The 21,761-nt window shown below is 65.6% G+C and carries 19 protein-coding genes; 9 read left to right on the forward strand and 10 right to left on the reverse strand.

From position 1 onward, the window contains the following. Positions 1-93 precede the first annotated feature (93 nt). The 4 genes from ACFX4F_RS01030 to prmB form a co-directional block, all read right to left on the reverse strand. Entirely contained in the window at positions 94-1,122 is a 1,029-nt protein-coding gene (locus tag ACFX4F_RS01030; RefSeq protein ID WP_380651377.1) for an aspartate-semialdehyde dehydrogenase, read from the reverse strand. A 91-nt stretch (positions 1,123-1,213) separates the two neighbouring features. Continuing rightward, positions 1,214-2,251, reverse strand: a complete 1,038-nt coding sequence (locus ACFX4F_RS01035) for a D-glycerate dehydrogenase (RefSeq protein ID WP_099819035.1) — start codon at positions 2,249-2,251, stop codon at positions 1,214-1,216. Beyond that, positions 2,244-3,347 carry a chorismate synthase gene (gene aroC / locus ACFX4F_RS01040; protein WP_099819034.1) on the reverse strand — a complete coding sequence of 368 codons (1,104 nt, stop codon included), beginning with the start codon at positions 3,345-3,347 and terminating at the stop codon, positions 2,244-2,246. The genes ACFX4F_RS01035 and aroC overlap by 8 nt, the downstream gene beginning before the upstream one ends. After that, complete coding sequence (gene prmB, locus ACFX4F_RS01045; RefSeq protein WP_099819033.1) at positions 3,344-4,273, reverse strand: 50S ribosomal protein L3 N(5)-glutamine methyltransferase; 930 nt, start codon at positions 4,271-4,273, stop codon at positions 3,344-3,346. Before prmB ends, aroC begins: the two co-directional genes overlap by 4 nt. Before the next feature lie 123 nt (positions 4,274-4,396). On the opposite strand from prmB, the gene ACFX4F_RS01050 reads away from it, so the two are divergent. Next, the gene (locus ACFX4F_RS01050; RefSeq protein ID WP_099819032.1) at positions 4,397-5,047 is read left to right on the forward strand and encodes an SCO family protein; all 651 of its coding nucleotides are present in this window, start codon (positions 4,397-4,399) and stop codon (positions 5,045-5,047) included. Next, on the forward strand, positions 5,044-5,886 hold the full coding sequence (asd, locus tag ACFX4F_RS01055) for an archaetidylserine decarboxylase (protein WP_380651383.1): 843 nt from the start codon (positions 5,044-5,046) through the stop codon (positions 5,884-5,886). Before ACFX4F_RS01050 ends, asd begins: the two co-directional genes overlap by 4 nt. 112 nt (positions 5,887-5,998) lie before the next feature. Here asd and ACFX4F_RS01060 read toward each other — a convergent pair whose 3' ends face one another. Both ACFX4F_RS01060 and ACFX4F_RS01065 read right to left on the reverse strand, forming a co-directional pair. After that, complete coding sequence (locus tag ACFX4F_RS01060; RefSeq protein WP_099819030.1) at positions 5,999-6,346, reverse strand: ribonuclease E inhibitor RraB; 348 nt, start codon at positions 6,344-6,346, stop codon at positions 5,999-6,001. A 23-nt stretch (positions 6,347-6,369) separates the two neighbouring features. Then, positions 6,370-7,980, reverse strand: a complete 1,611-nt coding sequence (locus ACFX4F_RS01065) for a transglycosylase SLT domain-containing protein (protein ID WP_380651387.1) — start codon at positions 7,978-7,980, stop codon at positions 6,370-6,372. A 122-nt stretch (positions 7,981-8,102) separates the two neighbouring features. On the opposite strand from ACFX4F_RS01065, the gene ACFX4F_RS01070 reads away from it, so the two are divergent. Together ACFX4F_RS01070 and greB are read left to right on the forward strand one after the other, a co-directional pair. Next, positions 8,103-9,608 carry a helicase HerA-like domain-containing protein gene (locus ACFX4F_RS01070; protein WP_099819028.1) on the forward strand — a complete coding sequence of 502 codons (1,506 nt, stop codon included), beginning with the start codon at positions 8,103-8,105 and terminating at the stop codon, positions 9,606-9,608. 128 nt (positions 9,609-9,736) lie between these two features. Then, positions 9,737-10,252: a transcription elongation factor GreB gene (gene greB, locus ACFX4F_RS01075; RefSeq protein ID WP_380651391.1), complete on the forward strand. Its 516-nt coding sequence runs from the start codon at positions 9,737-9,739 to the stop codon at positions 10,250-10,252. Positions 10,253-10,295: 43 nt separating this feature from the next. Here the strand turns inward: greB and ACFX4F_RS01080 are convergent, their stop codons facing one another. Together ACFX4F_RS01080 and rimO are read right to left on the reverse strand one after the other, a co-directional pair. Beyond that, positions 10,296-11,078, reverse strand: a complete 783-nt coding sequence (locus ACFX4F_RS01080) for a DUF3025 domain-containing protein (protein ID WP_380651394.1) — start codon at positions 11,076-11,078, stop codon at positions 10,296-10,298. A 38-nt stretch (positions 11,079-11,116) separates the two neighbouring features. After that, positions 11,117-12,478 carry a 30S ribosomal protein S12 methylthiotransferase RimO gene (rimO, locus tag ACFX4F_RS01085; RefSeq protein ID WP_099819025.1) on the reverse strand — a complete coding sequence of 454 codons (1,362 nt, stop codon included), beginning with the start codon at positions 12,476-12,478 and terminating at the stop codon, positions 11,117-11,119. 207 nt (positions 12,479-12,685) lie between these two features. Between rimO and ACFX4F_RS01090 the strand changes: the two genes are divergently transcribed. The 3 genes from ACFX4F_RS01090 to ACFX4F_RS01100 are packed head-to-tail and all read left to right on the forward strand — an operon-like array spanning position 12,686 to position 13,959. Further along, entirely contained in the window at positions 12,686-13,357 is a 672-nt protein-coding gene (locus tag ACFX4F_RS01090; RefSeq protein WP_099819024.1) for a dienelactone hydrolase family protein, read from the forward strand. Then, positions 13,354-13,776 carry an HIT domain-containing protein gene (locus ACFX4F_RS01095; RefSeq protein ID WP_032975033.1) on the forward strand — a complete coding sequence of 141 codons (423 nt, stop codon included), beginning with the start codon at positions 13,354-13,356 and terminating at the stop codon, positions 13,774-13,776. The genes ACFX4F_RS01090 and ACFX4F_RS01095 overlap by 4 nt, the downstream gene beginning before the upstream one ends. A 15-nt stretch (positions 13,777-13,791) precedes the next feature. Further along, positions 13,792-13,959 carry a LiaI-LiaF-like domain-containing protein gene (locus tag ACFX4F_RS01100; protein WP_025876120.1) on the forward strand — a complete coding sequence of 56 codons (168 nt, stop codon included), beginning with the start codon at positions 13,792-13,794 and terminating at the stop codon, positions 13,957-13,959. Positions 13,960-14,024: 65 nt separating this feature from the next. On the opposite strand, the gene dcd is transcribed toward ACFX4F_RS01100, so the two are convergent. Both dcd and apbC read right to left on the reverse strand, forming a co-directional pair. Next, a complete protein-coding gene (gene dcd / locus ACFX4F_RS01105; RefSeq protein ID WP_089236335.1) occupies positions 14,025-14,591 on the reverse strand; it encodes a dCTP deaminase in 567 nt (188 codons plus the stop codon). 79 nt (positions 14,592-14,670) lie between these two features. Continuing rightward, a complete protein-coding gene (apbC, locus tag ACFX4F_RS01110) occupies positions 14,671-15,525 on the reverse strand; it encodes an iron-sulfur cluster carrier protein ApbC (RefSeq protein ID WP_089236336.1) in 855 nt (284 codons plus the stop codon). A 216-nt stretch (positions 15,526-15,741) separates the two neighbouring features. Between apbC and ACFX4F_RS01115 the strand changes: the two genes are divergently transcribed. Both ACFX4F_RS01115 and ACFX4F_RS01120 read left to right on the forward strand, forming a co-directional pair. After that, a complete protein-coding gene (locus ACFX4F_RS01115; RefSeq protein ID WP_380651402.1) occupies positions 15,742-18,537 on the forward strand; it encodes a TonB-dependent receptor plug domain-containing protein in 2,796 nt (931 codons plus the stop codon). A gap of 362 nt (positions 18,538-18,899) precedes the next feature. Continuing rightward, positions 18,900-21,707, forward strand: a complete 2,808-nt coding sequence (locus ACFX4F_RS01120) for a TonB-dependent receptor domain-containing protein (protein ID WP_380651405.1) — start codon at positions 18,900-18,902, stop codon at positions 21,705-21,707. Positions 21,708-21,761 lie beyond the last annotated feature (54 nt).

Genomic DNA, 21,761 nt, shown 5'->3' on the forward strand with positions numbered 1-21,761 from the left:
CCATGTAGAGCCGAGCCCATGCTCGGCTGCTTGGGGAGAGCCGAGCATGGGCTCGGCTCTACAGAAAAGGCCGGGCGTTGCCCGGCCTCTCCATCAACGCGTCTCGGCGGCGACCAGCTCGGCCAGCTGCACCGCGTTGAGGGCAGCACCCTTGCGCACGTTGTCCGACACGATCCACAGGTTCAGGCCACGCGGATGCGACAGGTCCTCGCGGATGCGGCCGACATACACCGCGTCCGTGCCCGAGGCATGGGTGACCGGCGTCGGGTAACCACCGGCTTCGTGACGATCCACCACTTCGATGCCCGGCGACTGTTCCAGCAGCGCGCGCGCTTCGGCCACGGTCACCTTGTCACGGGTTTCGATCGCCACCGATTCGGAGTGGCCGTAGAAAACCGGCACACGCACCGCGGTCGGGTTCACCAGGATGCTGTCGTCGCCCAGGATCTTGCGGGTCTCCCAGACCAGCTTCATCTCTTCCTTGGTGAAGCCGTTGTCCAGGAAGTCGTCGATGTGCGGGATCAGGTTGAAGGCGATCTGCACCGGGAAACGCTGCGGATCGATTTCCTGGAAGCTCAACAGCTGGCCGGTCTGCTTGCCCAGTTCTTCCAGCGCCGAACGGCCACCGCCGGACACCGACTGGTAGGTGGACACGTTGATGCGCTCGATGCCGTACTTGCGGTGCAGCGGTGCCAGCGCGACCAGCATCTGCATGGTCGAGCAGTTCGGGTTGGCGATGATGCCGCGCGGACGGTTGCCGATCTGGTCCGGGTTGACCTCCGACACCACCAGCGGCACGTCATCGTCGTAACGGAAGGCCGAGGAGTTGTCGATCACCACCGCGCCAGCGGCGGCGAACTTCGGGGCGTACTCCTTGGACACGCTGCCGCCGGCCGAGAACAGGGCGATATCCACGCCACTCGGGTCGAAGGTGGCCAGGTCCTGGATCTTGACCTTGCCGCCGTTGAACTCGACTTCGCCGCCGGCCGAGCGCTTGGAAGCGAGCAGGCTCAGGGTGCCGACCGGGAAATCGCGCTCGGCCAGGATGGCCAGCATGGTCTCGCCGACCGCACCGGTGGCGCCGACGATGGCGACGTGGAAGCTGCGTTGTGCATTGCTCATGGGGGAACTCTCACGAAAACGGGAATGGGGGAAAACTCACGCACGACAGCTGGGTTCGGGGAGCCTCCTCGGATGGATGCGCGGAGGTTCCCTATCGTTTCCCGCTTTTTTCATCCATGGAGGCGCGCGCGGCAAGGGCCGCGTCGGCATTGATCGCGCTCGGCATGTGCGACGGGCTGCCGTCCAGGCCAAGGCCGGCCAGCAGATTGTCCACGGCCATCTGCACCATCGCCGTACGCGTGGCCAGCGAGGCGCTGCCGATGTGCGGGGTCAGCACGATGTTGCGCAGGGCCAGCAGCTCCGGCCGCACGTTCGGCTCGCCTTCGTACACATCCAGGCCAGCAGCCGCCAGGCGACCGTTGGCCAGTGCATCGGCCAGCGCCAGTTCGTCGACGATGCCGCCGCGGGCGATGTTCACCAGCGTGGCGGACGGCTTCATCTTCGCCAGCGCGGCGGCGTCGATGATGTGATGCGACGACGGGGAGTACGGCAGCACGGTCAACAGATGGTCGGACTGCGCCAGCAGCGTATCCAGGTCCACGTAGGTGGCGCCGAGCGCGGCTTCGACGTCGGCCGGCAGCCGCGAACGGTTGTGGTACAGCACCTTCATGCCGAAGCCGTGCGCACCGCGACGGGCGATACCCTGGCCGATGCGGCCCATGCCGAGGATGCCCAGCGTGCTGCCATGGATGTCGGCACCGAGCATGGTCTGGAACGACCACTGCCCCCACTGCCCCTCGCGCAGCCAGCGCTCGGATTCGGTGATCCGGCGCGCGGTGGCCATCAGCAGGGCAAAGCCGAGATCAGCGGTGGTTTCGGTGAGGACGTCCGGGGTGTTGCTGGCGAGGATGCCGGCGGCGCTCAGCGCGTCGACATCCAGGTTGTTGTAGCCGACCCCGACATTCGCGATCACCTGCAGCTGCGCGGCATCGGCGACCTGGGCCGCACCGATGCGCTCGTTGAGGGTGATGATCGCCCCGTCAACGTCAGCCAGCTGCGCGGCGATCTGCTGCGGCGACCAGGCGGTGACGGCATCGGTGGTGCGCAGCTGCACGCGATCGCGCAGCGGCGCGATGGCCGCGTCGATCAGCGGCTGGCTCACCCACACCGTCGGCCGCGCATCAGCCATCAAGCTGGCCGGGAATGCGCGGGGTGATGGTGCCGACATCGCCGCACTGCGCGCGGTGGCGCAGCGCCTGGTCCATCAGCACCAGTGCCATCATCGCCTCGGCGATGGGGGTGGCGCGGATGCCGACGCAGGGATCGTGGCGGCCGGTGGTGACCACCTCCACCACATTGCCGGCCGTATCCAGCGACTCACCCGGCAGGCGCAGGCTGGAGGTCGGCTTGAGCACCATCGAGGCGACCACCGGCTGGCCGGTGGAGATGCCACCGAGAATGCCACCGGCGTGGTTGCTGGCAAAACCCTGCGGGGTCAGCAGGTCTCGGTGTTCGGTGCCCTTCTGCATGGCGCTGGCAAAACCGTCGCCGATCTCCACGCCCTTCACCGCGTTGATGCTCATCAGTGCGGCTGCGAGCTCGCCATCAAGCTTGCCGTAGATCGGCTCGCCCCAGCCCGGCGGCACGTTGTCGGCGACCACGTCCACGCAGGCGCCGACCGAATCACCGGACTTGCGCAGCGCATCCATGTACGCCTCCAGCTCGGGCACCTGTGCAGCATGCGGCCAGAAGAACGGGTTGTCCTCGACCACCGACCAGTCGAAACCGGCCGGGGTGATCCCGCCCAGCTGCGACAGGTAGCCGCGCACAGTGATGCCGAAACGTTCGGCCAGCCACTTCTTGGCGACCACGCCAGCGGCCACGCGCATGGTGGTCTCGCGCGCCGAAGAACGGCCGCCGCCACGCGGGTCGCGGATGCCGTACTTGTGCCAGTAGCTGTAGTCGGCATGTCCCGGACGGAACTGTTGGCCGATGTTGCTGTAGTCCTTGCTGCGCTGGTCGGTGTTGCGGATCAGCAGCGCGATCGGGGTGCCGGTGGTCAGGCCCTCGTACACCCCGGACAGGATCTCGATTTCGTCGGCCTCGCGCCGCGCCGAGGTGTGCCGGCTCTTGCCGGTGGCGCGACGCTGCAGGTCGTGGCTGAATTCGGCCGCGTCCAGCGCCAGCCCCGGCGGGCAGCCATCGATCACGCAGCCGATGGCCGGCCCGTGCGATTCGCCGAACGTGGTGACGGTGAACAGCTTGCCGAACGAATTGGAGCTCACGGGCGCTGTGCCGCCAGTTCGGTGATGCGTGCGCTGTGGGCGATCAGCTCGCGGCACTCGACCGCGAAGATGCCCATCTGGCCGACTTTGAACTCGACCCAGGCGAAATCGACTTCCGGCAGCAGCTTGATCAGGTGCTGTTCGGATTCGCCCACTTCACAGATCAGCAGACCGTCCTCGCTCAGGTGCAGCGGCGCGTCGCGCAGGATCTTCAGCACCAGGTCGAGGCCATCGTCGCCGGCACGCAGGCCCATCTCCGGCTCGTAGGAGTACTCCTGCGGCAGGGCATCGGTCTCGTCGTTGGTGACGTACGGCGGGTTGGTGACGATCAGGTCGTAATGGCGGCCGGTCAGGCCGTTGAACAGGTCCGACTTCAGCAGGGTCACGTTGTGCGCCTGCAGACGTTCCTTGTTCTCTTCGGCCAGCGACAGCGCATCATCGCTGAGGTCCACGCCGTCCACTTCCCAGTTCGGGTAGTAGTGGCCCATGGCGATGGCGATGCAGCCCGAACCGGTGCACAGGTCCAACGCGCGGCTGACGTCGCGGCCAGCCAGCCACGGCTCGAAGCCGCACTCGATCAGCTCAGCGATCGGCGAGCGCGGCACCAAGGCACGCGTATCGCTCTTGAAGCTGAGGCCGGCGAACCAGGCTTCACCGGTCAGGTAGGCGGCCGGGATGCGCTCGTCGATACGGCGCTGGAACAGCTCCAGCACCGCCAGCTTCTCTTCCCGCAGCAGGCGCGCCTGGCCGTAGGCCGGGCCGAGGTCGTGCGGCAGGTGCAGGCCGTGCAGCACCAGCTGGGTGGCCTCGTCCAGGGCATTGTCGTAGCTGTGCCCGAAGGTCAGGCCCGCAGCGTTGAAACGGCTGGTGCCGTAGCGGATCAGATCGATGATCGTGTGGAGTTCGGCGGCCGTTTCAGCGGTCATGGCGGTACTGCGGGCAAAGTGGCCCCCGATTATAGGGGTTGCCGCCTGCGCCGGCATCCGTTGCGGCAGAAACGATCCAGTCGCAGCCGGTATGATGGTGGCCACTTCCTGCGGCGGAATCCCATGTTCAATCGCAACGTCGGCATCATCCTGCTGATCGCTCTGGCAGCGGGCCTTGGCCTGCTCGCCGCCCAGCAGGTGTTCGCGCCGAAGCCGCCGGCCGGACAGCCGGCCACCGAAGCGATCACCCTGTACCCGCAGCCGCGCGCCCTGCCCGACTACAACCTGGCCCAGTCCGACGGCACGCGCCTGATTCCCGGCGAGCTGAAGGGCCACTGGACCCTGGTGTTCCTCGGCTTCACCTTCTGCCCGGACGTGTGCCCGACCACCCTGGCCGAGCTGGCCGGTGCGCAGAACCAGTGGGAAGCCCTGCCCGACAGCCTGCGCCCGCGCGTGCTGTTCGTCTCGGTCGACCCGGAGCGCGACACCGCCACGCGCCTGGGCGAGTACGCCCATGGCTTCCACAAGGACACCCTGGCGGCGACCGCTGACATCCCCTCGCTGGAGCGCTTTGCCACCTCGCTGGGCTTCGTGTTCCAGAAGGTGCCGGGCAAGCACTTCGACGAGAATCCCGAGGATTACACCCTCGAGCACTCCGCCAGCCTGGCCGTGCTCGACCCGCAGGGCCGGCTTGCCGGCCTGGTGCGGCCCCCGTTCAACGCGCCGGCGATCGCCCGCGACCTGCAGAAGCTGACCGAGAAATCCGCCCCATGAGTCTGACCACCGCCCTGACGTACGTCCTGCCCCACCGCCTGCTGTCCTCGATGGCGCGTTCGCTGGCGTACTCGGACAACCCGCGCGTATCGCGCTGGCTGATCGACACGGTCACCCGCAAGTTCAACGTCAACCTGGATGAAGCGGCCAACCCGGACCCGCGCAGCTACCCGACCTTCAACCAGTTCTTCACCCGCGCGCTGAAACCCGGGGCGCGCGTGGCCGATGCCGATCCGCGCAGCCTGGTGATGCCGGCCGATGGCCGCATCAGCCAGCTCGGAGAGATCGACGCCGGCCGCATCTTCCAGGCCAAGGGCCAGTCCTTCACTGCCGCCGAGCTGCTGGGCAGTGCCGAGGATGCCAAGCCGTTCAACGAGGGCCTGTATGCCACGGTGTACCTGTCGCCGCGCGACTACCACCGCGTGCACATGCCCTGGACCGGCACCCTGCGCGAAACCGTGCACGTGCCCGGCCGCCTGTTCAGCGTCGGCCCGGCCGCAGTCAACAACGTGCCGGGGCTGTTCGCGCGCAACGAACGCCTGGTCTGCCACTTCGACACCAGCTTCGGGCCGATGGTCAGCGTGATGGTCGGTGCGCTGCTGGTGTCGGGCGTGGAAACGGTGTGGAGCGGCGAAGAAATTCCGCATTACGGCGACCGCATCACCCGCAAGGATTACCGGGGCCGCGGCATCACCCTGCAGCGCTTCGAAGAGATGGCGCGCTTCAATTACGGCTCGACCGTGATCGTGCTGCTGCCGCCGGGCGTGGCCGAATTCGCCCCGCATCTGGATGCCGAGCATCCGGTGCAGCTGGGACAGGCACTGGCGAAGCTGCGCTGAGGTTCATGTAGAGCCGAGCCGTGCTGGGCTCACGCTTGGCCAGTAGATCCACGCCATGCGTGGATGGCTTCAACGGAATGCCGGCCAGCGGCCGGCACTACCGGATGCGGCGTTACTGCAGGGTCGGCGCCGGGCCGACGTCCATGCCATCGTAGTCTTCCACGCCCATCTGCGTGGCCAGCGCGCTCAGTTCCTGGTTGCGCTTGTCCAGCGAAGTTTCGTCGTGGACTTCCACGCGCTCCACGTGCAGCACGTGGAAGGCAGCGTCACCGTCTTCCGGCTCCTGCTCGAAAAGTTCCACCAGCACATAGCCCTGCGCCTGCAGGTGGGTGCCCAGTGCCTGCAGCGGCTCGGCAGTGGAGTGCACGAAGAAGTACCCCCACAGCAGCGGGGCGTCCAGGTCCCAGTCGGTGTTCTCGCGGAGGTTGGTGAACAGGTTGCGGGTGTCTTCGAGGTCCATGCGATATCCAGAGTGCGGAGAGATTATTTGTCGCAGCCCTGCAGCTTCAGCACCTGGCCGTGGCGCAGGCTGTAGCCGGGGGCCTTGAGGCCATTGGCGCGGGCCAGCACCGGTACATCGCACTGGAACTTCGCGGCGATCCGGCCCAGGGTCTCACCCTTGCCGACCTTGTAGCTGCGGGCCGGCTTGGCCCGCGGTGCCGGCGCCGGGCGCGGCGCAGCCACGGGCGCGGCGGGCGTGGTCGGCACGCTGCTGGCGGCATTGGGATCGACCACCGGCACCACCCCGCCCACGGCCACGCTGCCGGTGTAGCTGGCGGCGCTGGGGCGCATGATCGCGGCATTGAGGTCGGCGGTGATCAGGGTCCGCGCCAGATCCGCACGCGGGCCGCTGACGCAGTTGCGCGTGTACAGGCCGGCAATGCGGCTGGTGGCGTTGATGAGGGTGCCGGCCGGAATCCAGCCATCGGCCTCATAGCGCGGGTTGAGGTTGCGCAGTGCGCGCATGTAGCCATCGCGGGTGCCATGGCTGCCCAGGCAGATGGTCAGCTCGTAGATCGTGGTCGAGCGGGCCAGGCGGATGGTGGCCGGCTGTGCGTTGATCTTCGGGAACTCCACGCCGTACTGCTGCGGGTGCAGGAAGATCCAGGACGCGGCGATCACCATCGGCACGTAGTCCTTGGTCTCGCCCGGGAACTGGTTGTAGACGCTGTCCACCCAGAAGCTCTGGCCCGGGTACTGCTTGTAGACGCGCGCCGCGCGGCCCTCGCCGCCGTTGTAGCCGGCCAACGACAGTTCGACGTTGTTGTTGAGCTCACGCATGCGCTCGTTGAGGTAGGTCGCGCTGGCTTCGGCGGCGCTGCGCGCATCAAAGCGGGTATCGAAACCGGTACCGTCCGGGCCCAGGCCGAAGCGGCGGCCGGTGGCCGGCATGAACTGCATCAGGCCCGCGGCGCCGGCGCGTGAGGACGCATGCACGCGGCCGTTGGATTCCTTGGCCATGATGCCGAACAGCAGCGCCTCGGGCAGGCCGCGCTTCTCCCATTCCGGCCACATCACCGCGCGCAGGTTCTGGTAGTTCTCGTAGGTGGTCATCAGCGCCGGGCGCATATCGGTCAGCCAGCGACGGATGCCAGCCTGCACGGCCGGGTTGTACTCGACCATGTTGTCGAAGGCATGGCGCTTGTCGTTGAGCAGCGCCGCCGCGCGGGCCGCCTCGGGCACGTCGGCAGCCAGCGGGCCGACATGGTCCGGGTCGGCTTCCAGGCGGTCGCCGGCTTCATCGGCCACGTCATCATCGGCAGCGGCATCGGCGTCGTGCTTGAGCAGCCGCTTGTAGGTCGCCAGCATGTTGCTCATCTGGCAGCCCTTCTGCTTCACGCACTCGCTGATGACATCTTCCATGTCCTCCAGCGCGGCATCGGCCTCGTTGCGACCCTTCGGATCGGCGTTGGCCACCAGCAGCACGGCATCGCTGTAGCGCTTCTCGGCAGCCGTCATGCGCAGCTGCAGTGCATCCACCTTCACCTTGTCCCGGGCCGAAACCCGCTGTGCGTGGGCCTCCGGCGCCAGGGAAACCAGGCCAGCCAGGGCCAGCAGCGGCCAGGTGCGGGAAATCAGGACAGGAACGGGCATTGGTGGCACTGTGTATGAAACAGGCAGGCAGAGTAGCGGCGCGGCCAAGGTCGGGGCAAGCCGACCTTCGGCCCGTCACTGTCGGCGGTTAACATTGGCACATTCATCACAAGGGCTGGACCATGGATCCGATTCTGCTCGGCAAAGGCATCACCGACGATGTGGCTGTCACCCTGCTGCCGAAACTCGGCAACCGCCATGGGCTGGTGGCCGGCGCTACCGGCACCGGCAAGACCGTGACCCTGATGACCCTGGCCGAGGGCTTCTCACGGATCGGGGTGCCGGTGTTCCTGGCCGATGTGAAGGGCGATGTTTCCGGCCTGGCCGTGCCGGGTACCGGCGCCGAGAACCTGCTCAAGCGCGCGGCCGAGATCGGCGTGGGCGACTATGCCCCGGCGGCCAGCCCCACCGTGTTCTGGGATCTGTACGGCAAGCTCGGCCACCCGGTGCGCACCACCGTGAGCGAGATGGGCCCGACCCTGCTGGCACGCATCCTGGAATTGAACGACACCCAGGCCGGCGTGCTCGACATCGTGTTCAAGCTGGCCGATGACCGCGGCCTGCTGCTGCTGGACATGGACGACCTGCGCGCCCTGCTCGGCCTGGTGGCCGAGGAGCGCAAGGACATCTCCACCGAGTACGGCCTGGTCAGCGCGCAATCGGTTGCCGCCATCCAGCGCGCCCTGCTGCGCCTGGCGCAGGACGGCGGCGAGCATTTCTTCGGCGAACCGGCGCTGGAACTGGCCGACATCATGCGGGTCAACCATGATGGCCGCGGTGTCATCGGCATCCTGGCCGCCGACCAGCTGGTGCTCAAGCCCAAGCTGTACTCCACCTTCCTGCTGTGGCTGTTGTCGGAGCTGTTCGAGCAGCTGCCGGAAGTGGGCGACCTCGACAAGCCGAAGCTGGTCTTCATCTTCGACGAAGCGCACCTGCTGTTCGACGATGCACCGCCCGCACTGGTCCAGCGCATCGAACAGGTGGTGCGGCTGATCCGTTCCAAGGGCGTGGGCGTGTACTTCTGCTCGCAGTTCCCCGACGACGTGCCGGCCAACATCCTCGGCCAGCTCGGCAACCGCGTGCAGCACGCGTTGCGCGCTTTCACCCCGCGCGACCAGAAGGCGGTGAAGACCGCCGCCGAGACCTTCGTGCCGAACCCCAAGCTGGATGTGGTGAAGGTGCTCAGCCAGCTCGGCACTGGCGAAGCGCTGGTGTCCACCCTGCAGGACAAGGGCGTGCCGATGCCGGTGCAGCAGACGATGATCGCCCCGCCGCGCTGCCGCATGGGACCGGTCACCGACACCGAACGTACGCAGGTGCGTGCAGGCAGCCCGGTCGGCACGCGCTACGACACCGCCATCAACCGCGAATCGGCCGCCGAACTGCTGGCGCAGCGCGCGCAGAAGGCCGTCGAGAAAACCGATGCGCCGGCTGCGCGCAGCCGTGAACAGGACGAGGCGCAGGAAGGTGGCTTCGGGCAGTCGATCAAGGACGCTATTTTCGGCACCAAGCGCCGCCAGGGCATGATCGAGACGATGGCCAAGCAGACCACGCGTACGGTCGGTACCAAGCTGGGCAACCAGATCGTGCGCGGCATCCTGGGTGGCATCTTCGGCGGCAAGCGCTGAGAACCCCGTTACCGGGGCCAGAGCCCTTCCTGCGGAAGGGATCTGAGCCCACTGCATGACCCGGGATCGGATCCCTTCCGCAGGAAGGGCTCCGACCCCATCGTTCCCCTGAGAAGAAGTCTTACCGCATGTCCCGTTGGCGTCCCCCCGCAGAAAAGAGCACCGCGCTGATCACCGCCGCCGGCCATGCACGCTTGAAGGCCGAGCTGGATGAGCTGTGGCGGGTGCGTCGACCCGAGGTGGTCAAGGCGCTGGCCGCAGCCGCGGCCGAGGGCGATCGTTCGGAGAATGCCGAATACACCTACCGCAAGAAGCAGCTGGGCGAAATTGATCGCCGCGTGCGCTACCTGACCAAGCGTCTGGAATCACTGCGCGTGGTCGACACCACGCCGACCGATCCGCAAGCGGTGTTCTTCGGTGCGTGGGTGGAGCTGGAGAACGTGGACAGCGGCCAGACCAGCCGCTACCGCATCGTCGGGCCGGATGAGACCGATGCAGGGCTGGGCTGGATCAGCATCGATTCGCCGTTGGCGCGGGCCTTGTTGAAGAAGCGCCTGGATGATGAGTTTTCGGTGGAACTGCCCAGTGGCCGTCACACCTTTGCGGTGATCGATGTCGAGTACGAGACTGCGGCCAAGGGCTGAGCCTCTGGCGGGCAGTGGCGCTCAGCCGCGCATGGGCTCCGCTCTACAGCAGCGGCAGAGGCGGCGGGTAACGACGGCCTTCGCGCAGCGGGCGGAAATAATCGTCGTTCGCGTAGAAGGCTGACGTCTGATCGGTGTGCCAGCCCGGGATGCCCGCCAATGGCAGCGGCCGCAGCTGCAGAGGGTCGAGCAGCACCCTGCCCTCGTCGATGGCCCGCGCGACCGCATCGATGCAGCCCGCATCGTCATCGCGCTGCAGCACGATGCATTTGCCCACCAGCAGCCGGCCCGGCAGCAACGCCTGCTCCATCAAGGCATGACCAAATACCGCGGCAATGGCGATGCGCCCTGACTGCCAATGGCTCGGTTCGAACAGCGCGCGCCAATCGTGAGCATCCCAGGCTGCAAGCAACGCCGGGTCACGCACACGCACCACCACGCCGGTTTCATCGAACTGGGTCAGCGCGGCCTGCGCGCGGTTGCGCTGTCCGGCGGCCATGCGCTCGATGTGCCGGCATTGCTGCGTGTTGAGTGCGCGCTTGATCGACGGGTAGCGTGCCCAGACCAGGGCATTGAACAGGTCGTGCCAGTTGCCCGCGCGGGTTGCAATGCGCCCGTCGGCAATGCGCGTTTCGTAGTGCAGGCCGTCGGCCAGCAACGCCGCATCCTGTTCAACAAGGCGCTTGCCCGGCAGCGTCAGGCGCGCGTCCAGATCGACCACGCCTGGCCAGTCCGCTGCCGTCAGCAGATCACCGAACGTGGCGATACCGGCAAACAGCGGATGATCGAACGCAGACCGATCCACCGCCGCGCGCAGCGGTGCCACGAATCGGCGGGGGCCGCCATCAGCAGCCTCCGCCCCGGTCACAGCACCTTGAGGTCGAAGGCCGCGCGCGTGGTCGGCGGCAGTGCATCGCCGTAGAGGTCGTGCTCGTCGCTCTCGGTGATTTCCACGTCGACGAACTCACCCACGCGCAGCGCCACCTGGTCGGCGTTCTGGATATGCACCAGGCCGTCGATCTCCGGCGCATCGGCCTTGGAACGAGCCACGGCGATATCGCCTTCGATGGCATCGACCAGGCATTGCTGCACCGTGCCGATCTTGGCTTCCAGCCGCGAGGCCGAAATCTGCGCCTGCTTTTCCATGAAGCGCGCCAGTCGTTCCTGCTTCACTTCTTCCGGCACCGCGTCCGGCAGGTTGTTGGCCGTAGCGCCCTCGACGGGCGAATAGGCGAATGCACCCACGCGGTCCAGCTGCGCTTCGTCGAGGAAGGACAACAGCTCTTCGAACTCGGCCTCGGTCTCGCCCGGGAAACCGACGATGAAGGTGGAACGCACGGTGATGTCCGGCGCGATGCGGCGCCAGTTCTGCACGCGCTCCAGGGTCTTCTCGACCGCACCGGGACGCTTCATCAGGCGCAGGATGCGCGGGCTGGCGTGCTGGAACGGGATGTCCAGGTACGGCAGGATCCGGTTCTCGGCCATCAGCGGCACCACGTCATCGACGTGCGGATACGGATAGACGTAGTGCATGCGCACCCAGGCATCCAGTTCGGACAAACCTTCGCACAGTGCCTTCAGGCGGGTCTGGTAGGCCTTGTCGCGCCACATCTTCTCGGCGTACTTCACATCCACGCCGTAGGCCGAGGTGTCCTGCGAAACCACCAGCAGTTCGCGCACGCCGCCACGCACCAGGCGCTCGGCTTCGCGCAGCACCTCGTCCACCGGACGCGACACCAGCTTGCCGCGCATCGAGGGGATGATGCAGAAGCTGCAATGGTGGTTGCAGCCCTCGGAAATCTTCAGGTAGGCGTAGTGGCGCGGGGTCAGCTTGATGCCGTAGTCCGGCACCAGATCCACGAACGGGTCGTGCTTGGGCGGCAGCGCGGCGTGCACGGCTTCCATCACGCTCTGGTAATCCTGCGGCCCGGACACCGCCAGCACGTTCGGGTACGCCTCACGGATCTGCTCCGGGCGCTTGCCCAGGCAGCCGGTGACGATCACCTTGCCGTTCTGGTTCATCGCCTCGCCGATGGCATCCAGCGATTCGGTCACCGCCGAATCGATGAAGCCACAGGTGTTGACCACCACCACGTCGGCCGAATCGTAGGACGGGACGATGTCGTAACCTTCCGACCGCAGCTGGGTGAGGATGCGCTCGGAATCGACGAGGGCCTTCGGGCAGCCAAGGCTGACGAAGCCGACTTTGGGGTTCAGCTGGGACATGGAATCGCGGGACTCTGGGGGCCTGGGCCCCTGCCGGCATGGCAGGGGAACCTGGGGGCCGGGGCCTGAAAGGGCGCCAGTATACCGGGGTTGGGCGGCGGCCTCTGAATCGTGTGAGCCGCCCGATCCCGCACAGCCGCTGACATCGCGCTAACCCGCCCAGCACCGACAATGCACGCCTGTCCCCCTGCAACGAGGTACCCCCCGATGTCCGAATGGATCACCCTGGACACGCATTACGGCCCGGTCCGCGCCTGGCAGGCACTGCTCGAGGGCAAACCCCGCGGCGCACTGGTGGTGGTGCAGGAAATCTTCGGCGCCAACCCGCATATCCGCAACGTGGCCGAACGTTTCGCGGCCGAGGGCTACGCGGTGCTGGCACCGTCATTCTTCGACCTGGTGGACGGCCCCGAGGCCGATCCGGATGCCCTGCCCTATACCCCCGAAGGCGTGAAGGATGGCCTGCAACGGGTCACCGACCTGGGCATGGAAAAGGCGCTGGAAGTGGTCCGCGCCGCAGCCACCCGGCTGGCGCCGCACGGCAAGGTGGGCACGGTCGGCTACTGCTGGGGCGGCAGCGTCGCGCTGCTGTCCGCGCTGCGCCTGGGCCTGCCCTCGGTGAGCTACTACGGGGCACGCAACGTGCAGTTCCTGGATGAAACGCCGAAGGCCCCGGTGATGTTCCACTTCGGCGCGCAGGACAAGAGCATCCCGCCGGAGGCGATCCAGGCCCACCGCGAGAAGCTGCCGCAGATGGCGACCTTCGTCTATCCAGCCGACCATGCCTTCAACCGCGAGGTCGGACATGCGTATGATCCAGACAGCGCCGCCCTGGCGCTGCAACGCACCCTGGACTTCTTCTCGGAGCATCTTGGATGAGCGATTTCGAACTCGATTCACGCCTGGCCACCGATAGCGTGCTGGTGGCTGAAGGCCCGTTGTCGCAAGTGCGACTGATGAACGACGAACGATTCCCCTGGCTGGTCCTGGTGCCGCGCCTGGCCGGGGTGACCGAGTGGATCGAGCTGGACGGCGAGCAGCAGGACAAGCTGCGCACCGAGCTCAACCGCGCCTGCAAGGCGCTGCACGGTTCCGACGGGGTGGAGAAGATCAACATCGGCGCGCTGGGCAATATCGTGCGCCAGCTGCATTTCCACGTGATCGGCCGCCACGACGGCGATCCGGCGTGGCCGGGACCGGTCTGGGGCAGCGGCCCGGCGCACCGCTATGAACCGGCCGCACTGGACCAGCATGTCGCCTACTGGAAGGAACGGCTAGGATATCCGGCCCATTCCTGAGCCAGTGCCGACCCGATGCGATTCAATATCGTCGCCGCCATCCTGCTGATCCTGATCGGCCTGTTCATGCTGGCCAGCAATCTGGGCTGGACCAACCTGAACCTGTCGCGCCTGCTGCTGACCTGGTGGCCGCTCGGCCTGGTGGCCGTGGGCATCGCGATCCTGTTCGGTCGCGGCAAATAAGCAAAGGCGGCGCATGCGCCGCCTTCGTGATCACGCAGAACGCCGGGCATCGCCCGGCGCCCCCTTCAGGTGCGCGGCAGAGTCACGCCGGTCTGGCCCTGGTACTTGCCGCCACGGTCCTTGTACGAGGTCTCGCACACTTCATCGGACTGGAAGAACAGCATCTGCGCCACGCCTTCGTTGGCGTAGATGCGCGCCGGCAGCGGCGTGGTGTTGCTGAACTCCAGGGTCACATGACCTTCCCACTCCGGCTCCAGCGGGGTCACGTTGACGATGATGCCGCAGCGCGCATAGGTGCTCTTGCCCAGGCACACGACCAGGGTGTCGCGCGGAATGCGGAAATATTCGACCGTGCGGGCCAGCGCGAAGCTGTTCGGCGGAATGATGCACTCATCGCCAACGATGTCGACGAAGCTGCCCGGATCGAAATGCTTGGGGTCGACGATCGTCGAGTTGATGTTGGTGAACACCTTGAACTCGCGCGAGCAGCGCACGTCGTAGCCGTAGCTGGAGGTGCCGTAGCTGACGATGCGCTCGCCGTTGACCTGCTTGACCTGCCCAGCCTCGTACGGCTCGATCATGCCGTGCTGTTCGGACATCTGGCGGATCCAACGGTCACTCTTGATGCTCATGCTCTGTCCTGGGTGCAAGGGGGCGCGAGGATTCTAGCAGGGGGCCGGGCGTCGCCGCCGCAGCCCCGCCGGCGGGCCCTTACAGCAGCGAGGACAGGATCGGGATCGAGGCGCGAGGGCGCTTGCCCACCTCCTCGACCAGACGCTGGGCAGCGCGATGGTAGGCCTGGGCCGCGGCCGAATCCGGCTGCGCGGCGGTGATCGGGGTACCGGCGTCACCCTGCTCGCGGATGCCGATCTGCAGCGGCAGCGACCCCAGCAGCGGTACCCCGTACTGCGCCGCCATGCGCTCGCCACCACCCTCGCCGAACAGGTGCTCCACGTGCCCGCAGTTGCTGCAGGTATGCACGGCCATGTTCTCGACCACGCCCAGCACCGGCACTTCGACCTTCTCGAACATCTTCAGCGCCTTCTTCGCGTCCAGCGTGGCGATGTCCTGCGGCGTGGTGACGATCACCGCGCCGGCCAGCGGAATCTTCTGCACCAGCGTCAGCTGGATGTCGCCGGTACCCGGCGGCAGGTCGATCAGCAGGTAGTCCAGGTCGTCCCACAGCGTGTCTTCGAACAGCTGGGTCAGCGCCGCCGTCGCGCGCGGTGCACGCATGATCAGCGGTGTCTCGTCCTCGACCAGATAACCGATCGACATGGTGTCCACGCCGAACGCACGCATCGGCTCGATGCTCTTGTTGTCCGGGCTCTCCGGGCGGCCGGACAGGCCGAGCATCGCCGGCACGCTGGGGCCGTAGATGTCCGCATCAAGCACGCCGACGCGCGCACCCAGCTGCTGCAGGGCAACGGCGAGGTTGACCGCCGTGGTCGACTTGCCCACCCCACCCTTTCCCGAGCCCACCGCGATCACGTTGCGGATGCGCGCATGCGGCGCCAGTCCCTTCTGCACCTGGCTGGCATGCGGACGACGGGAAGAACTGTTCACTGCGGACTCCGGGGTGAATCGATAAGAAGAACCCAACATCATACAAGCTGGACGTACGCTGACTGAAATTCAGGATTGCTACAGATTCGTGCACAGATTGTTAAGTTCATGTTACGTTCGCTAAGCACTGGTTTTGGGCTGCGTCGCTGGTTCTACAGCACGCACGATGGCGCATGCGCAGTGCCGTACTCGTATTTGCTCTCTGAACGGAACTACATGAAAGACCTTCGCAATTCCGCACGTCGCAACACCCTCGCTGTCGCCTTGATCTCCGCCCTGGTTGCCGCCTCGCCGGCAATGGCCCAGGACAAGGCCACCAACCTGGACAAGATCACCGTCACCGGCTCGCTGATCCCGCAGACCCAGGTTGAAACCCAGACCCCGGTCATGACCATCAGCGCTGAAGCCATCCAGTCGCGCGGCTTCAACAGCGTCGCCGAAGTGCTGCAGCAGTCCTCGCTGACCACCGGCGGCATCCAGGGCGGCCAGACCTCCGCTTCGTTCACCCAAGGCGCTGAAGCCGCTGGCATGTTCGGCCTGAATCCGGGTTACACCAAGTACCTGATCAACGGCCGCCCGATGATGTCCTACCCGGCGCTGTACAACGGTGGCGACGCGTTCAACAACATCAGCGGCATTCCGATCGACATCGTCGAGCGCATCGAAGTCCTGCCGGGCGGCCAGTCCTCCCTGTACGGTTCGGATGCGATCGCCGGCGTGGTCAACATCATCCTGAAGGACCACATGGAAGGCGGCAGCCTGTCCGTGCGTGGCGGCACCTCCACCGAAGGCGGCGGCAACAGCTTCCGCATCAGCGGCGCACACGGCTTCTCGGCGCTGGACGACCGCTTCAATGCACTGGTCAACGTGCAGATCGAAAGCAGCAACCCGATCTGGGGCTACCAGCGTGACCTGACCAAGCAGAACAACACCCACGGTTACACCGCGCAGCTGCCGTCGAACGACTTCGCCGTCATCGACGCCAAGACCAACGCGCTGTACATGATGGACCCGAGCAACTGCGCCAACGTTGCCGGCCAGTTCGATGGCACCACCGTGCTGGCCAACCGTCCGACCGGCCAGTCCTGCGGTTCGGTGTTCGGCGCCGGCTACAAGACCCTGAAGAACGGCAAGGACAGCGGCCAGTTCTACTCGTCGATGACCTTCGACGTGAACGACAACTTCCAGCTGTTCGCCGACGTGCTCTACAGCAAGGAAAAGACCGAATACACCTCGGGCTCGAACTACCTGTGGTGGGGCACCAAGAGCGGCATGGGCGGCTTCTACGACCAGGCGTCGGGCAAGCTGGTCAACCTGCAGCGCGCGTTCGCTCCGGAAGACATCGGCGGCGAAGGCTACAAGGGCATCCTGAACAACGACAAGAGCCGTGCCTACCAGGTCACCCTGGGCGGCAAGGGCGCGGTCGGCAACTGGGACTACAGCCTGAGTTTCACCCGTGGCGAATACCGCCTGGATGAAAGCAAGTTCCAGCGCTTCGGCAATGCCATCAACAGCTACTTCGCCGACAAGGTGCTGGGCCCGCAGCTGGGCACCAAGGATGGCTTCGGCATCTACAACACCAACTGGGGCGCGTTCTACTCGCCGATCGCGCCGGAAGACTTCGCTGGCTTCACCGGCTACACCACCAACCATGCCCGCACCTGGCAGAACCTGGCACGCGCGCAGGTCACCAATGGCTCGCTGTTCTCGCTTCCGGGCGGTGACGCCGGCCTGGCCGTGGTCGTCGAAGGCGGCAGCGAAGGTTGGGACTACAGCCCCGACCAGCGCCTGCTGGACGGCGACGTGTGGGGCTCGTCGGCTGTTGCCGGCAACGGCCATCGCAGCAACTACGCGGTGACCAGCGAGCTGCGCATGCCGCTGCTGGAGTCGCTGACGGTGACCGCTTCCGGTCGCTATGACGCCTTCAAGATCGCCGACAACACCGTCGACAAGGCCACCTACAGCGTGGGTGTCGAGTTCCGTCCGATCGAAAGCCTGCTGTTCCGCGGCAAGTACGGCACCGCCTTCCGCGCACCGACCCTGCCCGACGCGTTCCAGGGCCGCAGCGGCTACTACGCTGCCAACTCGACCGACTACTACCGTTGCGGCGAGCTGGGCTACGTGCCGGGCAACACCGACGCCTGCCGCTACGCGGACAGCGTCTCGGTCTACTCCGAGCGTGCCGGCAACCCGGACCTGGAGCCGATCACCGCCGACGTCTGGAATGCGGGCATCGTCTGGGCGCCGATGGCGAACCTGTCGATCTCGGCCGACTACTACAACTGGAAGATCGAGAACGAAGTCGATACGGCCAGCACCGACCAGCTGCTGCTGGCCGAGTACTACTGCCGCAACGGCCTGCCGAACGGTTCCTCGGCTACCTGCCAGAACGTGGCTGACTGGGTCACCCGTGATTCGGCCGGCAACCTGAGCTCGCTGTACACCCCGAAGATGAACGTGGCCCGCCAGAACCTGCAGGCCGTGACCGTCGGCTTCAAGTACCTGCAGGACATCGGCCGCTTCGGTTCGCTGCAGTTCTCGGGCAACTACACCAACATGCTCAAGCGTGAAGTGCAGGCGCAGCCGGGCGAGGACTTCCAGGACCTGCTGGGCAACCCGAAGTCGATGTGGAACTACGACAGCTTCGCCAAGGTCCGTTCCGACGCGTCGGTGGCCTGGTCGCTGGACAAGTGGACCACCACGCTGTACGCCAACTACATCGGCCACACCCCGAACTACCTGGCAGGCCTGAACGGCTACGAGTACACCCACACCGCGTCGGGCTACAAGGCAGGCAAGTGGGCGTCGTACACCACCTACAACCTGAGCGTGAACTACCGCGTGCAGGATGACCTGACCCTGTCGCTGATGGTCAACAACGTGTTCAACAAGATGCCCGAGCAGCAGGCCCACAGCTACCAGGGTACTTCCGGCACGCCGTTCAACAACTACCTGTACAACGTCTACGGCCGCACCGTGTACGTGCAGGCCAAGTACGACTTCGGCAAGTAATCCCGTCGTTTTCCGGGTTTGATTCCGGACCAGGCCCCGCTTCGGCGGGGCCTTTTTTTTGGGGCGACGCATGTGCATCGATCAGCGCATGAATATCCCGATTGTTAACCCATCAACCATTTACGAATTATTCATTAAGCCACAATCGGCAAATTCGTACCGATATCGCAATATATTGTTTTTAAAGATTTTTTTATTAACTCGCAACGAGCCATTGCGAGAGCGCGACAAGTCCGCGAAAAACAAGTTAAGCGTGTGTTACGTTCGAAAAACGCCGCCCTTCTGTGTCTGCAGTCTGCTGAACAATCCATGAGTTCCCAGGAAAGGGAAAACGCGTTTCTCACGACCACACGGAGTACCGCATGTCTCGCAATGGCTTTCCGCGTCACCCGCTCACCCGCGCCGTCCTCAGCGGCCTGATCCTGGCCAGCAGCAGCGCAATCGCGCTCGCCCAGGACAACACGCCCACCGATCTCGGACGCGTGACCGTCACCGGCTCACTGATCCCGCAGACGCAGATCGAGAACCACACGCCGGTCCTGACCGTCACCGCCGAGGACATCCAGACCCGCGGCTTCACCAGCGTGGCCGAGGTGCTGCAGCAGAACTCGCTGACCACCGGCGGCCTGCAGGGCGGCCAGACCTCGGCTTCGTTCACCCAGGGCGCTGAAGCCTCGGGCATGTTCGGCCTCAGCCCGAGCTACACCAAGTACCTGATCAATGGACGGCCGATGCTGTCCTACCCTGCCCTCTACAACGGCAGCGACACCTTCAACAACCTCAGCGGCATCCCGATCGACATCGTCGAGCGCATCGAGATCCTGCCCGGTGGCCAGTCGTCGCTGTACGGCTCGGACGCGATCGCCGGTGTGGTCAACATCATCCTCAAGGACCGCATGGACGGCGGCGTGCTGAACGTGCGCGGCGGCGGTCACACCGAGGGCGGCGGCAACGATTTCCGCGTCAGTGGCGCGCATGGCTTCAACGCCTTCGATGACCGCTTCCACGCGCTGGTCAACGTGCAGTACGAGAAGAGCAGCCCGATCTGGGGCTATCAGCGTGATTTGACCAAGCAGAACAACACCCAGGGCTATACGCCGCAGGTGCCGACCAACGACTTCCTGGTCTACCTGCCGGGCCAGCAGAACGCTTACGTGATGATGGACCCGACCCGCTGCGCCAACGTAGCCGGCCAGTTCGGCGGCACCACCGTACTGGGCACGCGAGCCACCGGTGAATCCTGTGGTTCGCCCTTCAGTGCCGGCTACAAGACCCTGAAGAACGGCAAGGAAAGCAGCCAGATCTATTCGTCGATGTCCTTCGACGTCAACGACAACTTCCAGCTGTTCGCCGATGCGCTGTACAGCCTGGAAGAGGTGCAGTACAACGCCGGTTCGGGCTATGCCTTCTGGGGCAGCGATGTCGGCTTCGGTGCGTTCGTCGACCAGGCCAGTGGCGAATACATGAACCTGCAGCGCGCGTTCGCGCCAGAGGACATCAGCGCCGCCGGCTACCGCGACATCATGAGCACCGATCGCAACAAGGCCTACCAGGTCACCCTCGGTGGTCGTGGCAACGTCGGCAACTGGGATTACAGCGCCAGCTTCAGCCGCGGCGAGTACAAGCTGACCGAGCGCAGCTTCGCGCGCTGGGCCAACGAGATCGACAGCTACTTCGAAGACCGCGTGCTGGGTCCGGTACTGGGCGTCAGCGACGACGGCTACAACATCTACAACCCGAACTGGGGCGCGTTCTATTCGCCGCTGCCGGCAGGTGATTTCCAGACCTTCACCGGCTTCACCTACAACAAGAGCCGCACCTGGCAGAACCTGGGCCGCGCGCAGATCACCAACGGTTCGCTGTTCAAGCTGCCCGGTGGCGATGCGGGCTTGGCCGTGGTCGCCGAAGCCGGCAGCGAAGGCTGGTCGTATACGCCGGACCAGCGCCTGCTCGATGGCAGCGTGTGGGGCACCACCTCGGTCGCCGGCGCCGGCCATCGCAGCAACTACGCGCTGACCAGCGAGCTGCGCATGCCGCTGCTGGAGTCACTGACCGTGACCGCCTCCGGCCGCTACGACGCGTTCAAGATCGCCGACAAGACCGTCGACAAGTCGACCTACAGCATCGGTGTGGAATTCCGTCCCATTGAAAGCCTGCTGTTCCGCGGCAAGTACGGCACTGCCTTCCGCGCGCCCAGCCTGTCCGACGCGTTCCAGGGCCGCAGCGGTTACTACGCCAACAGTTCGGTCGACTACTACCGCTGTGGCCAGCTTGGCTTCAACCCCAGCGACACCGTCGGGTGCCCGTACGCCAACGAGTCGGTGTTCGGCGAACAGTCCGGCAACCCCGATCTGGAAGCGATCACCGCCGACGTCTGGAACGCAGGCATCGTGTGGGCCCCCATCAACAACCTGTCGGTGTCGGTGGACTACTACAACTGGAAGATCAAGAACGAGGTCAACACCCTCAGTTCCGACCAGTTGCTGCTGGCCGAGTACTACTGCCGCAACGGCCAGACCAACAACACCTCGGCCAGCTGCCAGAACGTGAGCGACTGGATCACCCGTGACGGCACCGGCAAGCTGGAGCAGATCTACACGCCGAAGATGAACATCGCCAGCCAGAACCTGCAGGCGGTGACGGCCAGCTTCAAGTACGTGCAGGACATCGGCCGCTTCGGTGCGCTGCAGTTCTCCAGCAACTACACCAACATGATCAAGCGCGAACTGCAGCCGCAGCCGGGCGACGATTACCTGGACCTGCTGCGTGACCCGTACGCGATGTGGAACTACGACCAGTACGCCAAGGTGCGCGCAGATGGTGCGGTGGGCTGGGCGAAGGACAAGTGGACCACCACCCTGTACTTCAACTATATCGGCAAGACGCCCAACCGCATGGCGTACCTGGGCAAGGGCTACGACTACGTGCATCCGTCTGGGTACGAGGCCGGCAAGTGGGGCTCGTACACCACCTACAACCTGAGCGTGAACTACCAGGCGATGGACAACCTGACCCTGTCGATGATGGTCAACAACGTGTTCAACAAGATGCCCGACGGCCAGGCCCACAGCTACGCCGGCAACATCGGTGCGCCATACAACAGCAACATCTACAACCCGTACGGCCGTGCGGTCTACGTGCAGGCCAAGTACGAGTTCGGCAAGAAGTAAGCGCCGGTCCCGAGGTACCCAAAGGCCCCGCTTCGGCGGGGCCTTTTTTCATGC

The sequence above is a fragment of the Stenotrophomonas sp. YIM B13575 genome, from assembly GCF_042787595.1.
GTDB classification, from domain to species: Bacteria; Pseudomonadota; Gammaproteobacteria; order Xanthomonadales; family Xanthomonadaceae; genus Stenotrophomonas; species Stenotrophomonas lactitubi_B.

Excerpts from the sequence above, each read along its gene's own strand:
- dcd (WP_089236335.1), bottom strand. The coding sequence starts at position 14,591 with ATGAGCATCAAGAGTGACCGTTGGATCCGCCAGATGTCCGAACAGCAC.
- greB (WP_380651391.1), top strand. The coding sequence starts at position 9,737 with ATGTCCCGTTGGCGTCCCCCCGCAGAAAAGAGCACCGCGCTGATCACC.
- ACFX4F_RS01120 (WP_380651405.1), top strand. The coding sequence starts at position 18,900 with ATGTCTCGCAATGGCTTTCCGCGTCACCCGCTCACCCGCGCCGTCCTC.
- ACFX4F_RS01095 (WP_032975033.1), top strand. The coding sequence starts at position 13,354 with ATGAGCGATTTCGAACTCGATTCACGCCTGGCCACCGATAGCGTGCTG.
- ACFX4F_RS01035 (WP_099819035.1), bottom strand. The coding sequence starts at position 2,251 with ATGGCTGATGCGCGGCCGACGGTGTGGGTGAGCCAGCCGCTGATCGAC.
- ACFX4F_RS01115 (WP_380651402.1), top strand. The coding sequence starts at position 15,742 with ATGAAAGACCTTCGCAATTCCGCACGTCGCAACACCCTCGCTGTCGCC.
- ACFX4F_RS01090 (WP_099819024.1), top strand. The coding sequence starts at position 12,686 with ATGTCCGAATGGATCACCCTGGACACGCATTACGGCCCGGTCCGCGCC.
- prmB (WP_099819033.1), bottom strand. The coding sequence starts at position 4,273 with ATGACCGCTGAAACGGCCGCCGAACTCCACACGATCATCGATCTGATC.
- ACFX4F_RS01070 (WP_099819028.1), top strand. The coding sequence starts at position 8,103 with ATGGATCCGATTCTGCTCGGCAAAGGCATCACCGACGATGTGGCTGTC.
- asd (WP_380651383.1), top strand. The coding sequence starts at position 5,044 with ATGAGTCTGACCACCGCCCTGACGTACGTCCTGCCCCACCGCCTGCTG.
- ACFX4F_RS01030 (WP_380651377.1), bottom strand. The coding sequence starts at position 1,122 with ATGAGCAATGCACAACGCAGCTTCCACGTCGCCATCGTCGGCGCCACC.
- ACFX4F_RS01060 (WP_099819030.1), bottom strand. The coding sequence starts at position 6,346 with ATGGACCTCGAAGACACCCGCAACCTGTTCACCAACCTCCGCGAGAAC.
- rimO (WP_099819025.1), bottom strand. The coding sequence starts at position 12,478 with ATGTCCCAGCTGAACCCCAAAGTCGGCTTCGTCAGCCTTGGCTGCCCG.
- ACFX4F_RS01100 (WP_025876120.1), top strand. The coding sequence starts at position 13,792 with ATGCGATTCAATATCGTCGCCGCCATCCTGCTGATCCTGATCGGCCTG.
- ACFX4F_RS01065 (WP_380651387.1), bottom strand. The coding sequence starts at position 7,980 with ATGCCCGTTCCTGTCCTGATTTCCCGCACCTGGCCGCTGCTGGCCCTG.
- ACFX4F_RS01050 (WP_099819032.1), top strand. The coding sequence starts at position 4,397 with ATGTTCAATCGCAACGTCGGCATCATCCTGCTGATCGCTCTGGCAGCG.